13 protein-coding genes are annotated in these 12,780 nt (G+C 70.1%); 8 read left to right on the plus strand and 5 right to left on the minus strand.

What is annotated here, in order from left to right; all coding sequences use genetic code 11:
- The first annotated feature begins 121 nt into the window (after window positions 1-121).
- Window positions 122-1,369, plus strand: coding sequence for a glycoside hydrolase family 18 protein (locus tag AB0K28_RS33175; RefSeq protein WP_364377728.1), 1,248 nt, complete (start codon window positions 122-124; stop codon window positions 1,367-1,369).
- Between the two features lie 9 nt (window positions 1,370-1,378).
- Here AB0K28_RS33175 and AB0K28_RS33180 read toward each other — a convergent pair whose 3' ends face one another.
- Both AB0K28_RS33180 and AB0K28_RS33185 read right to left on the minus strand, forming a co-directional pair.
- Window positions 1,379-2,284 (minus strand): hypothetical protein, encoded by a 906-nt coding sequence (locus AB0K28_RS33180; protein WP_364377730.1) that lies wholly within the window; start codon window positions 2,282-2,284, stop codon window positions 1,379-1,381.
- A 203-nt stretch (window positions 2,285-2,487) separates the two neighbouring features.
- Window positions 2,488-2,943, minus strand: coding sequence for an RNA polymerase sigma factor (locus AB0K28_RS33185; protein ID WP_364377852.1), 456 nt, complete (start codon window positions 2,941-2,943; stop codon window positions 2,488-2,490).
- A gap of 217 nt (window positions 2,944-3,160) precedes the next feature.
- Between AB0K28_RS33185 and AB0K28_RS33190 the strand changes: the two genes are divergently transcribed.
- The 3 genes from AB0K28_RS33190 to AB0K28_RS33200 all read left to right on the plus strand — a co-directional run bounded on the left by AB0K28_RS33190 (window position 3,161) and on the right by AB0K28_RS33200 (window position 6,160).
- Window positions 3,161-3,649: a hypothetical protein gene (locus AB0K28_RS33190; protein ID WP_364377732.1), complete on the plus strand. Its 489-nt coding sequence runs from the start codon at window positions 3,161-3,163 to the stop codon at window positions 3,647-3,649.
- Window positions 3,649-4,878, plus strand: a complete 1,230-nt coding sequence (locus AB0K28_RS33195; protein ID WP_364377854.1) for a histidine kinase — start codon at window positions 3,649-3,651, stop codon at window positions 4,876-4,878. The genes AB0K28_RS33190 and AB0K28_RS33195 overlap by 1 nt, the downstream gene beginning before the upstream one ends.
- A gap of 406 nt (window positions 4,879-5,284) precedes the next feature.
- Window positions 5,285-6,160, plus strand: a complete 876-nt coding sequence (locus AB0K28_RS33200) for a response regulator transcription factor (protein WP_364377734.1) — start codon at window positions 5,285-5,287, stop codon at window positions 6,158-6,160.
- Here the strand turns inward: AB0K28_RS33200 and AB0K28_RS33205 are convergent.
- Window positions 6,147-6,473: a hypothetical protein gene (locus AB0K28_RS33205; RefSeq protein WP_364377736.1), complete on the minus strand. Its 327-nt coding sequence runs from the start codon at window positions 6,471-6,473 to the stop codon at window positions 6,147-6,149. The genes AB0K28_RS33200 and AB0K28_RS33205 overlap by 14 nt on opposite strands.
- A gap of 294 nt (window positions 6,474-6,767) precedes the next feature.
- Between AB0K28_RS33205 and ccmA the strand changes: the two genes are divergently transcribed.
- Window positions 6,768-7,391: a heme ABC exporter ATP-binding protein CcmA gene (ccmA, locus tag AB0K28_RS33210; RefSeq protein ID WP_364377738.1), complete on the plus strand. Its 624-nt coding sequence runs from the start codon at window positions 6,768-6,770 to the stop codon at window positions 7,389-7,391.
- A gap of 26 nt (window positions 7,392-7,417) precedes the next feature.
- Window positions 7,418-8,950, plus strand: coding sequence for a DUF6297 family protein (locus tag AB0K28_RS33215; protein ID WP_364377740.1), 1,533 nt, complete (start codon window positions 7,418-7,420; stop codon window positions 8,948-8,950).
- Window positions 8,951-8,959: 9 nt separating this feature from the next.
- Here AB0K28_RS33215 and AB0K28_RS33220 read toward each other — a convergent pair whose 3' ends face one another.
- A complete protein-coding gene (locus AB0K28_RS33220) occupies window positions 8,960-9,451 on the minus strand; it encodes a GNAT family N-acetyltransferase (protein WP_364377742.1) in 492 nt (163 codons plus the stop codon).
- A 53-nt stretch (window positions 9,452-9,504) separates the two neighbouring features.
- Complete coding sequence (gene lepA / locus AB0K28_RS33225; RefSeq protein WP_364377744.1) at window positions 9,505-11,334, minus strand: translation elongation factor 4; 1,830 nt, start codon at window positions 11,332-11,334, stop codon at window positions 9,505-9,507.
- A gap of 56 nt (window positions 11,335-11,390) precedes the next feature.
- Here lepA and AB0K28_RS33230 point away from each other — a divergent pair, with 56 nt between their 5' ends.
- Together AB0K28_RS33230 and rpsT are read left to right on the plus strand one after the other, a co-directional pair.
- Window positions 11,391-12,377 (plus strand): glycoside hydrolase family 18 protein, encoded by a 987-nt coding sequence (locus tag AB0K28_RS33230; protein ID WP_364377746.1) that lies wholly within the window; start codon window positions 11,391-11,393, stop codon window positions 12,375-12,377.
- Between the two features lie 108 nt (window positions 12,378-12,485).
- Window positions 12,486-12,755 (plus strand): 30S ribosomal protein S20, encoded by a 270-nt coding sequence (rpsT, locus tag AB0K28_RS33235; RefSeq protein WP_106235424.1) that lies wholly within the window; start codon window positions 12,486-12,488, stop codon window positions 12,753-12,755.
- Window positions 12,756-12,780 lie beyond the last annotated feature (25 nt).

A 12,780-nucleotide genomic window follows, 5' to 3' on the forward strand; every position in this document is an offset into this window, starting at 1 on the left:
GTGTGCCCGTCCCCCGCAGTGCTCCGACCGGTGCGGGTCGTTGACGAGGGCTCAGGGCGGCTCTACGATCGCGTCAACTTATAGGAAAGTTTCCTATTTGTAGCTGTCCGGGAGCGGCCCCGTGAAGAAGAAGATCCTCATCGCCCTGTCCGTCTTACTCGGGCTCACGCTGGTCTCCGTACCGGCCGAGGCCCGCACCGGGTTCAACCGGGTCGCGTACTTCATCCAATGGGGCGTCTACGGACGTGACTACCACGTCAAGGACGTGCACCTCAGCGGCGCCGCCGCCAAGCTCACCCACCTCAACTACGCGTTCGGGTTCGTGAACGGCGACGGCACCTGCTACTCCTCCGACCCGTGGGCCGACTGGCAGCGGCCCGTGCCCGCCGAGCAGAGCGTGGACGGCGTCGCCGACGAGCCGGGACAGGCGCTCAACGGCAACCTCAACCAGCTCCGCAAGCTCAAGGCCAAGCACCCCAAGCTCAAGGTGATGATCTCGCTCGGCGGCTGGACCGGCTCCGCCGCGTTCTCCGACGCCGTCCTCACCCCCGAGTCGCGCTCCAAGCTCGCCTCCTCCTGCATCGACATGTGGCTGCGCGGCAACCTGCCCGGCCTCGAGCCCGGCGCCGCCGCGGGCGTCTTCGACGGCATCGACCTCGACTGGGAGTGGCCCGGCTCGGCCGGCGCCGAGGGCAACGTGATCAGGCCCGAGGACAAGCGCAACTTCACGCTGTTCGTGACCGAGCTGCGCCGCCAGCTCACCGCGTTCTCGCGGAAGGCGCAGCTCAGCGCGTTCCTCCCGGCCGCCGCCCCCAAGATCGACGCGGGCTTCGAGGTACGCGAGGTCTTCAGGCAGCTCGACTTCGCCACCCTCCAGGGGTACGACCTGCACGGCACCTGGGAGCAGCAGACCGCGCACCACGCCAACCTGTTCACCGACCGGCGCGACCCCAACCCGGTGAAGTACAGCGTCGACCAGACCGTCCGCGACTACCTCAAGCGCGGGGCCCCCGCACGCAAGCTCGTGGTCGGCGTGCCCGCGTACGGGCAGGGCTGGACCGGCGTCACCGACCGCTCCAAGGGCCTCTACCAGCCCGCCACCGGCCCTGCCCCCGGCAAGTGGGCGCCCGGCACCGAGGACTACAAGGACCTGGTGAACAAGCCGGGCAAGCGCCACCGCGACCTGCTCACCGGCGCCATGTGGCTGTACGACGGCAACGAGTTCTGGTCGTACGACGATCCGGCGGTGATGCTGCAGAAGGCGGCGTACATCCGGCTGAAGGGGCTCGGCGGGTTCATGCTGTGGTCCATCGACCAGGACGACTCCCGCGCCTCCCTCACCTCCGCCCTCTCCAGCGTCCTTCGCTGACCCGGGCTCTCATGGGTGCGGACGATCCAGGTCGAACGCCACGTCGGCCAGCCGGATCGTCCGCACCTGCGGGTCCTTGAGCAACTCCCGCAGCTCGCGGACCGAGCTGAGCTCGTCCACGTAGGCGTGGGCGAGGCCGGCCCCCGAAGCCTCCCGCAGCCGCTTCAGGCTCAGGTCGAAGGAGCGCAGGTTGGCGTCGTCGTGGTCACGCAGCAGCCCGACCCACGCCCGGAACTGCGGCAGCCCGCCCCGGCACACCTCATCCGTGACGTCGCCGCCCTTGCGAAGGTCCGCCGGGTCGGTCCAGTAGTCCAAGCCCCATGTGATCGGCAGCGACCCCGGCCTGCGTTCGTACACGACCCGTTCGGCGCAGGAGCCGTGGCGCCGTACGAACGCCTCGAACTCCGCCTCCGGGAGCGGCCGCTCGAACTCCACCACCGCCAGCGCGCTCAGATCGGCCGGCAACCGGGCGAGCACCTGCTTCACCTCCTCCTTCCTCCCCAGCGTGGTGCCGACGTTGAACAACGACTGGGAGAGCCGGGTGTTGGCGGTGTGACCGAGCGGCAGCCGTCCGACCCGTCCGAAGAAGTCCTGACTGATCGAGTACGTCTGACTCCCACCCGGCCACGCCCCGACGGGCCCCATGGGACGGGCGGTCACCTCGAACGCCATGGAGACGGGCGTCGTCTCGCAGCAGGACCCGTTGTCCACGAGGTAGGCGGGGTTGTACATCTTGAACGCGGTCCCGAGCACGTCCATCATGCGACGCTCACGATCACCCCGCGTCTGCACCAGCGAGGCCCCCTCGGTCACGACCACCGCGACCAGCGCCAGCACCGCCAGCACGCTGACCACCGTCCGCGCCAGCCCCCGCCGAACGGCACGCCTGGTACGCCTGGGATCAAAGTCCGGCATCGCGGGCAACTCCGGCAGGCTACGTGCATTACCCGCCGCATCCGGCGTATCGAGCCGGCCAGGCGCGTCCGGCACATCGAGCGAACCAGTCGCGTCCGGCGCATCGAGTGAGCCAGGAGCATCCGGCGCATCGAGCGGGTCAGACGTATTTGACTTATCGTGCGTGCCCGGCGTGCCCGGCGTGCCCGGCCTATCGGACGTGCTCATGCATCCTCCCCGTACAGGTCGGCGAAGGCGGCCCGCGCCCGCCACACCGCGGTCTTGATCGAGTTGTGTGACCTTCCGGTCATAGCGGCCACCTCAACCATCGAGAAGCCCTCGAAGTAGACCAAGGTGAGCAGCCGCCGCTGCTGCTCGGGTAGCCGCTCCAGCGCGTCGCGCACGTCCAGCGCGGCCACGTGCAGCGGCGGCACACCGAGCTCATCGGCGTCGGGCAGCGCGAGCTCCCGCCGGCTCCTCCGTACGTGATCGAGCAGCACGTTCCTGGCGATCGTGAGGAGCCACGCAGCCGCGTTCTCCCCTCGCCAGCCGAGCAGCGCCCTGGTCGCCTTGACGAAGGTCTCCTGCGCCAAGTCCTCGGCGAGATGCGGATCGCGGGTCCTGCGCAGAAGGAACCCGCACACGAGCGGCCAGTGCTCGCGATAGAGCTCCTCGATGATGTCGCCCCCCGAACGGTTTCAACGGTCATGTCACCAACAGACGCCCCACAACGCGCAATGGTCACACCAACCCCCAAAACCGACGCCCGCCTCGCATGAACGGCCCCGACCGCGCAGCCCGGCCGGCGGGTTGTGCGTCCACCCCTGGGTGGAGATCTGCGAAGCTCCACCCGCTGGTCGATCCGCCATGACGGACCCGTCCCTACCGTCACGTGACATGAACTCCGTCGAAACCGGCCTGCTGATCCTCCTTGTCCTCGCGTTCGTCATCTACCGCCAGTTCAAGACCCGCCCGGCCGACCGCTCCAGCATCTTCTACATCTCCGCCGTCGTGATCGTGATCGGCCTGGTCTCGGGCGGCCTCTTCGACCCCGACCACTTCGCCCTCAGCCTCGCCTTTCTCGCCGCAGAAGCGGTGGCCGGCGTCGGACTCGGCATCCTGCGGGCGATGACCGTGCACATCTGGGCCGACGCCCAAGGAGTCGCCTGGTCCAAGGGGACGGTCTGGACCCTGCTGGCCTGGCTGGCGTCGATAGCCGTGCGCGTCATCGAGCAGGTCGCCGGCACCTCCATGGGACTGACCGTCACGACCGGCGGCATCCTGATCTTCGTCGGCCTGACCCTGGCCACGCAGGCGCTCGTGGTGTCACGTCGCGCCCGTGCGCTTCCCGGGTCCGCCGCACGGTCCTATAACGTCGAAAGGTGATGCCCGTTACGTCCAGCCTCATCTCCCGCATGCTGCGGCTGGGCGTGATCGTGCTGGTCGGCGCGGGACAGGCGCACACCGCGCTCGTGGCCGGCCCGCCGAGCATCATCCTGACCTCCGCCCTGGTGCTCAGCCTTGCCCTGGCCCTGCTCCCCCTCAAGGTCGCCGGCCGCAGGTCGGCGGACACGCCGATCCCGCTGATCGCCCTCGGCGCCGCCACGATCATCGCCGTCGCCCTGCACGAGCTGACCCCCAACGGCACCCCCGCCCTGGTCCTGCTCGCCTGCGTGGTGGCCGCCGCCGGCCGCCGTCCCCTCCCGCAGTCGCTGGCGATCGCCCTGACGGCGATCGCCAGCCTGCTGGTGGCGGGGGCGATCACCGGTGACGTCACCCGGAACCTGACCCTCGCCTTCAGCACCAGCCTGGTCTTCCTCGTCGCGTACGCGGCCAGGCAGCGCAAGGCCATCAGGCAGGCCGAGGCCAGGGAAGCGGTGCTCGCGGAGCGGGCCAGGATCGCCAGGGAACTCCACGACATCCTCGCCCACTCCCTGTCGGCCCAGCTCGTCCACCTGGAGGGCGCCAAGCTGCTCCTGCGCGCCGAACGTACCGACGAGGCCCTCGACCGCGTCACCCGCGCCCGCGACCTCGCGAAGTCGGGCCTGGAAGAGGCCAGGCGTGCAGTGGCCGCCCTACGTGAGGACCCACCAGAGCTCCCCACCGCCCTACGCCGGCTGGCCGAGGATTTCGAGAGCACCATTCACCACCCCTGCACCCTCCACATCTCCGGCCCCGAACACCGCCTGACCCCGGAAGCCGAGCTGGCCCTGACCCGAACGACCCAGGAAGCCCTCACGAACATCCGCCGCCACGCCCCCGGCACCCCCGCGACCATCGACCTGACCTTCTCCACCACGTGGTGCGACCTCCGCATAACCAACCCCACCCCACCGACCCACCACCCACCGAACAGCTCCGCCCCGGAACACCGCTCGCCCAACGAAGGTGCGGCGCAGCAACGGCCGCCCAACGACGTTGTGGCAAAGCAGCGGCCACCCCACGACGTGGGGGCGAAGCAACGGCCACCCCACGACATTGCGGCGGAGCAACGGTCGTCGGGCGGCGGGCACGGCCTCATCGGCATGCGCGAACGCGCCGAACTCCTCGGCGGCACCCTCACGGCAGGCGCCGACGACCACGGCTTCACCGTCCACCTCAGGATCCCGGCATGACCCGAACAACCCCTACACCCAGCCCTCCTTCCACGGCATCCGCGGCACCGACCTCGACGCCGTCACCCGCACCCACCCTCGGCTCTGCTGCCCTGGCAATTCGCGCATCGCGCCCGACGGCGATCAGGCGAGGCAGACCGGGCTCAGGAGCCGCAGCGGCAACGACAGTCACGCCCAAGTCAGCTGCCCCAGCGGCTCCGGCAGCGGCGACATTCGCCTTGACGGTCCGCGCGGCCATCACACCCCGCTGGGCGACCTCAGCGGCCCTGGCACTCGGCTGGGCGGTGCTGGCGGTGGTCAACCGCAACTGGGCGGCGGTGACGGCAGCTGGGCCGATTTCGACGGTGTGGGCGACGGTCGGGGAAGGTGCTGCTTACCGCGCTTCGCTGGCTCAGGGGGTGGGCGGATGATTCGTGTGGTCGTGGCGGATGACCAGGCTGTGGTGCGGGAAGGGCTGGTGTTGCTGCTCGGTCTGCTGCCTGGGATCGACGTGGTCGGGTCGGCGGGTGATGGTGAGGCGGCGTTGCGGCTGGTCGAGACGGAACGGCCGGACGTGGTGCTCATGGACCTGCGCATGCCGCGCATGGACGGCGTTGAGGCCACTCGCCGGGTCCGGGCCGCCCATCCGGGGACGCAGGTCGTGGTGCTCACGACGTACTCGGACGACGAGTCGGTCTTCGCCGCGCTCAGGGCGGGTGCGCGGGGTTTCCTCACCAAGGACGCCGAGGCGGACGACATCGCCAAGGCCCTGGCGACCGTGATGCGCGGGGACGCCCAGCTCGACCCCACCGTGCAGCGCCGCCTCCTCGACAGCATGTCCCCACCCGGCCCACCCTCACCCGCTCTGCCCCCAGCCACAACGACTCCTTTCTCGACGTCTCCGCCCACGACGGGCCGGCCGGCTGTGCCCTCTTCGACCACGGCTCCCCCTGCCGAGCCCCTCCCATCGCCCCCTGGCGAGGCGCCGCCGCCCGGTGGGGCTGCTTCCGCTGCGCCGCCCTCCCCTACGGGGGCCTCGGAGTCGCGGCGGCAGCAGCATTCGGGTGAGCGGCGGGTGCGCCGGAGTGGTGAGTCCCTTCCCGATGGCCTGACACCGCGCGAGGGCGAGGTGTTGATGCTCATCGCCGACGGCCTATCCAACGCCGAGATCGCCGCGCGTCTCTTCATCACGGAAGCCACGGTGAAGACCCACATCAACAACCTGTTCGCCAAGGCGGGGCTCAGGGATCGCGCGCAAGCCGTCACGTACGCCTACCGCCACGGCCTGGTCACCCCCGGCTGAGCCCACCTCCTGGACGCCCGCCAACATGCCCGTTGAGCTGGGATTCCTCGTCGAATCCGGCGAGCTGTAAAAGCGTCTCCAATGCCGCCTGCCGGGTCTCCTCGACCGAATCACCGCGTTCACCGAAGCACTCGGCCGCCACGTCAAGCAACGTCGCCACCACCGCCGCGTCGGGATAGGGCACATCGACCAGGACGGTGCCGTCAGCCGCCTCCTCTCCTTCGCCCACGTGACGTCTCAGCAGCCGCCGTGTCTCCTCAGCCACGGCGACCCCAAGAACGGCTGCACGCTCGAATCGCTCAGAAGCAATCACGTCACCCTCCAGTCGCACAGGTGTTCGGAGAATGAAAGGTAGACGACGGCACCGACAAAATCCGCCCGCCAGCCCGAGACGGCTCGGCCCAAGACGGCTCGGCCCGACACGGCTCAGCCCTGCCCGGCCCGGCCTGTTGAACGCTGCGCCGCTTGACCAACCTCCAGGTGCGTCGGTGGGTGGCGGCGGAGATCCTTCGCCGGCTGTGGGTGGTGGCGGCGGACCCTTCGCCGGCCCAAAGCGGCAGATAGGACCGGCCGCGCGGGTGCGCTGATGGTCAGCTAGCCTCGAACCGTGTCAGACCCGATCATCTGCGTCGATTCCCTCTCAGTTGAGCTCGGCGGCAACCCGGTGCTCCGCGACCTGACGTTCACCGTGGCGCCAGGTGAGATCGTGGCCGTGGTGGGGCCCAACGGCTCCGGGAAGTCCACGCTGCTGCGCTGCCTGGCCGGGGTGCAGCCTGCCACCGCCGGTGAGGTACACGTGTTCGGCGCCGCGCCGGTGGACGACGGCCGGTTCTGGGGCCGGGTCGCGCTGCTGGGCGATGAGCCCGCCTGGTATCCGGGGCTCACCACCCGAGAGCACCTGGAGTTGATGGGCGCCGTGCACAGTGCCGCGCGGATGACCGTGGAGGCGGCGCTGGAGATGTTCGCGCTGGTGGAGCGGGCGGACGCGGCTCCGTTGAATCTGTCGACCGGCCAGCGCCAGCGCCTCGCCCTCGCCGCCGCCCTGCTCAGGCCGAGTGAGCTGCTACTCCTCGACGAGCCGGAACGCGGACTCGACGTCGAGTTCCGGGCCGCCCTGGGCGATCTGCTCGACGAGTACGCCTCCGAGGGCGGCACCGTCGTCCTGGCCACCCACGACCAGGACCTGGCCGGCCACGGCCGCCGCGTCCTCCCGTCAGGCGTCCCCGCATGACCGGCCTCTCCTCCGAGGATCGACCGGTGACCGAGTACGGCGTAAGGGCCGTTCGCACGTACCTGCGCTCCCGTGGCCCCGCCCCCGCCAGCGTCCTAGACCGGTACGTCACCGGGTTCTGCCTGCTCATGGCCGTCATGGTGCTCGGGCACCCGCTGGCCGGGGTGTTCGCGGGGCTGGCGGGCCCGGTCGATCCGGGCAGGGTGGGAGCGGGCGCGGCGCTGCTCTCGCTCGCCCTGGCCGGCTTTCTGGCGGGTGCGCGGACGGCGGGCCCCGTGGTGCTGAACGGGCCTGACGCCTCCTGGCTGCTGCTCTCCCCGCTCAACCGCCGGGACCTGCTGGCCCGTCCGGCCAGGACGCTGGGCGTGGTGGCGCTGGTGGCGGGCCTGCTGTTCGGGGTGGGCCTGCTGGCGGTGCTGGGCGCGCCGGATCAGCTCGTGTGGCGGGTGCTCGCCGCGCTCGTGCTCGGCGTGGCGACGACCGTGGGCGGGATGGCGCTGGCGGTACTCGGGCAGGCGGGTCAGGCAGCGCATGCGGGGCGGGCGGGCCAGGCCGGGCAGCCGTGGCAGCCGTGGCAGCTCTGGTTGACCGTGGCGATCGTCGCGCTGCTGGTGCTGGCGGCGGTGGCGGTGACGAACCAGTTGCGTACAGTGCTGACCGTGGCGGCGCATGCCCCGTTGCCGGCCCTGGCCGCCACGGCAGCCGGGGCGGTCGTGACGGCAGGGCTGCTGGCCCGGCACGCCTGGCGTTCGCTCGACCGCATCCCCACCCTTACGCTCACGACCGCCTCCACCCGAGCCGGGCACGTGGCGAGCGCCACCGCGTCGCTGGACACCAGCGCGCTCACCTGGATCGTCGAGGACAACCACTGGCGCGCCAGGAGACTCGGCTCCCGTCGCTGGCCGCGGCTGTCCGGGCCGCTCGCACCCGCCTGGCAGGACTGGCGGCGCCTGGCCCGCAGGCCGGGATGGCTGGCGACGATCGCGGGAACGTCGGTGCTGCCCGCAGTCTTCGCTCAGGCGGGCGCTCCTCCGGCTGCGCTCGCGATGGCGGTCCTGGTGGGCGGGCTGGCCGTGGCAGCGACGGCCACCTCGGGCGCCCGCCGCGACGCCGGCAACCCGGCCCTGGCCAGGCTCATCGGAACCGCGCACCGTCCCACGCTGGCGGCCCGCGCGGTGCTGCCCGCCCTGCTGAGCGGCACGTGGACGTCCCTGGCCCTTCTCCTGACCAGCTTGAGCGGCGCCGCGAACCTGCCCCTGAGTGACGTGGCGCCCCTGGGGCTGGTGGTCGCGCCCGCTCTGGCGGCGGCGGCGCTCCGCATGGCCAGGCGCGCGCCGGTCGACCATTCGATGCCGATCATCGAGACCCCGGGCGGCCCGATCCCCACCGGCATCCTGAAGTGGTCGGCCACGGGCCCCGACCTGGCGTTGATCGGCTCGCTGCCCGCCCTGATCGCCCTCACCACCCCGGGCGTCGCCACGGCCCCCTACCTGGCGGCTCAAGCCGTCTGGAGCGCGGTGGTGCTGGCGGGATACGTCTGGCGCGGCAGAGCACGATAAGGGGGCGGCTCAGGCCACGTACAGGTCGCTCGGCACGCCCCCGTACGGAATGGTGCGATCCCGCCGCATGCCGGCCCGCTCCGCGACCTTCCGCGACGGCTCGTTGGTGTCGCGGATGACCGCGACCACCGTCCCCACCGACTTCCCCACGTCAAGGGCGGCCCTGGCGAGTTCCAGCGCGTAGCCGTGCCCCCACGCGGAGGGCCGGAACCGGTAATAGAGGTTGAGCACGTGCCGCTCGTCCACGATGGCGTGCCGCAGCCCGCCGAAGCCCAGCACGTGGGAGTCGCCGAGCCGCCGCGCGGCCCAGTAGCCGAGGCCGCGTTCGTCCCAGTCGTCGAGCCACAGGCCGAGCATGGCCCGGCTGGACTCGATGTCGGTGACGGGTCCGCTGGGATGGTAGACGCTGGTGCGCGGGTCGGAGTGGATCTCGTGTACGGCGTCCAGATCGTCAACCGTCACCCGAGACAGGACCAGACGCGCCGTCTGCACCATTTCCATGCTTTTAGGGTATTTCGCCAGGGCACGAGGACGGCACAAGCCCCGGCGAACCCCTACTTCTTGGCCTTCTCGCCGCCGGAGTCGGTGGACAGCGCGGCGACGAAGGCCTCCTGGGGCACCTCGACCCGGCCGACCATCTTCATCCGCTTCTTGCCTTCCTTCTGCTTCTCCAGCAGCTTCCGCTTACGGGAGATGTCACCGCCGTAGCACTTAGCGAGGACGTCCTTACGGATGGCGCGGATGTTCTCGCGGGCGATGACCCTGGCCCCGATGGCGGCCTGGATCGGCACCTCGAACTGCTGCCGCGGGATCAGCTCACGCAGTTTCTTGGCCATGTCGACGCCATAGGCGTACGCCTTGTCCTTGTGGACGATGGCGCTGAAGGCGTCGACCGCCTCACCCTGCAGCAGGATGTCGACCTTGACGAGCTCGGCCTCCTGCTCGCCCGCGGGCTCGTAGTCGAGCGAGGCGTAGCCGCGGGTGCGCGACTTGAGCTGGTCGAAGAAGTCGAAGATGATCTCGCCGAGCGGCAGCGTGTAGCGGATCTCGACGCGGTCTTCCGACAGGTAGTCCATGCCGAGGAGCTGGCCGCGCCGCCCCTGGCAGATCTCCATGATCGCGCCGATGAACTCGGCGGGCGCGAGGATCGTGGACTTGGTGACCGGCTCGAAGACCTGCGCGATCTTGCCGCCGGAGGGAAACTCGGACGGGTTGGTGACCGTCAGCTCCTTGCCGTCCTCCATGACCACGCGGTAGACGACGTTGGGCGCGGTGGAGATGAGCGACAGCCCGAACTCGCGCTCCAGCCGCTCGCGCACGATCTCCATGTGCAGCAGCCCGAGGAACCCCACGCGGAAGCCGAACCCGAGCGCCGCCGACGTCTCCGGCTCGTAGACCAGCGCGGCGTCGTTGAGCTGCAGCTTGTCGAGCGCCTCACGCAGCTCGGGGTATTCGTCGCCGTCGATCGGATAAAGCCCGGAGAACACCATGGGCTTGGGGTGCTCGTAGCCGGCCAGCATCTCGCCCGCGGGCTTGGCGGCCGAGGTGACGGTGTCGCCGACCCGCGACTGGCGGACGTCCTTCACGCCGGTGATGAGGTAGCCCACCTCGCCGACGCCGAGCCCGAGCTCGGCGGGCTTGGGCTCGGGCGAGATGACGCCGATCTCAAGCGTCTCGTGGGTGGCGCTGGTCGACATCATGAGGATGCGCTCGCGCTTGCCGAGGTGGCCGTCCACGACGCGGACGTACGTCACCACGCCGCGGTAGGTGTCGTAGACGGAGTCGAAGATGAGCGCCCGCGCGGCCTGGTCGGCCCGGCCGACGGGTGCGGGCACCGTCTGGACCACGTGGTCGAGCAGCTCGCGTACGCCCTCACCGGTCTTGCCCGACACCTTGAGCACGTCGGAGGGGTCGCACCCGATGAGCCCCGCCAGCTCCTCGGCGAACTTCTCCGGCTGCGCCGCCGGCAGGTCGATCTTGTTGAGGACGGGGATGATGTGCAGGTCGGCGTTCATGGCCAGATAGAGGTTGGCCAAAGTCTGCGCCTCGATGCCCTGGGCGGCGTCGACCAGCAGGATGGCGCCCTCGCACGCCTGCAGCGAGCGCGACACCTCATAGGTGAAGTCGACGTGGCCGGGCGTGTCGATCATGTTGAGCACGTGACCGTCCCACGGCAGCCGCACGGCCTGCGACTTGATCGTGATGCCGCGTTCGCGCTCGATGTCCATCCTGTCGAGGTATTGCGCCCGCATGGTGCGGTCGTCGACCACGCCGGTGATCTGCAGCATCCGGTCGGCAAGCGTCGACTTGCCATGGTCGATATGCGCGATGATGCAGAAGTTGCGGATCAACGCGGGGTCGGTCTGGCCAGGCTGAGTGCGCACCGAAGTCCGTTTCGACAGGGTTGAGGTCAAGCAGTCTTCCATGGTGACATGCCCGGGTGATTGCCCGAACCGTCATCCGCCGCGGCCTGCGCCTGATCGCGCTTGCCTTGGCCGTCCTGGTCGCGCTGGCCGGCCTGCTCGCCGCAGCGCTCCGCCTCCAGTTTACCGGTGCGCCGGCGGCCTGGGCGAAGAGCACAGGCAACGACGCCCTCTGGCTCGGCCACGCGTGGGTGGACGGCCGCCGCACCGAGCGTGACCTGGAGCAGCTCGCCGTACGGCTGCGCGCCACAGGCATCAAGGACCTGTACGTCCACTCCGGCCCGTTCGAGGCGGACGGCCGCTTAGATCCAGATAAATACCCCAACGCCGGAAATTTCGTCCAATGGGTGCGAAAACACCTCCCCGGCCTCCGCGTCTCCGCCTGGCTCGGCCAGAAGGTGGACGGCACCCTCGACCTCGACGACCCCCGCTCCCGCACGAACGTCCTGACCAGCGTCGCCGCCATCATGAACCAGGGCTTCGACGGCATCCACTACAACTTCGAGCCCATCGGCGACGGCGACACCGAGTTCCTGGAGTTGCTGGAGCAGACGAGGCGACACACCCGCCTGCTGTCGACCTCGACCCCCCAACTGGAGCCCTACTGGGGCCTGCGTCTGGCCGCCAGAGCCGCGCTGGGCCACGACAAGTACTGGTCGCAGGGCTACTTCCAGGAGGTAGCCGCCCGGGTGGACCAGGTGGCGGTCATGACGTACGACTCCTTCACCCCGCTCCAGTCCCTGTACGGCGGCCACGTCGCCCGCCAGGCCAGGCTCGCCCTGGACCTGGTGCCGCAGGACAAGACCCTCTACATCGGCGCGCCCGCGTACCACGACCACGGCGTACCCTGGCTGGACGGAGCCGAGAGCGTGGCGATGGCCGCGGAGGGCGCCCGGCTGGCGCTGACCGGCCACGGCAGGCGCGAGCGCTTCGGTCTGGCCCTCTATGTCGACTTCGCCGCGACGGAAGAGGACTGGCACGAGTACATGACACGATGGCATTGATTTGAGCAGCCGCCTCAGTTATTGGTAGCCTGGGCTACTGCGTGTGGCGCGCCCTCTCTCGAGCCCGCGCGCCCCATCCATCACTCAGACTTTCACCGAGGCTTCTTCGTGGCGAACATCAAGTCCCAGATCAAGCGCAACAAGCAGAACGAGAAGGCTCGCCTGCGCAACAAGGCGGTCAAGTCGTCCCTGAAGACGGCCGTCCGCAAGTTCCGCGAGGCCGCCGAGCAGGGTGACGTCGAGCAGGCCGCGGCCCTTCAGCGGGTCGCCGCCCGCCAGCTCGACAAGGCCGTGAGCAAGGGCGTCATCCACAAGAACCAGGCCGCCAACCGCAAGTCCGCGATCGCCAAGCAGGCCGCGGCGCTGGCCGCCAAGTAAGCAGCGACGCCGCGGCAGCGGCTAC

Origin of the sequence: Nonomuraea sp. NPDC049504 (genome assembly GCF_040676845.1) — a bacterium.
In the GTDB taxonomy this organism is placed as follows: domain Bacteria; phylum Actinomycetota; class Actinomycetes; order Streptosporangiales; family Streptosporangiaceae; genus Nonomuraea; species Nonomuraea salmonea.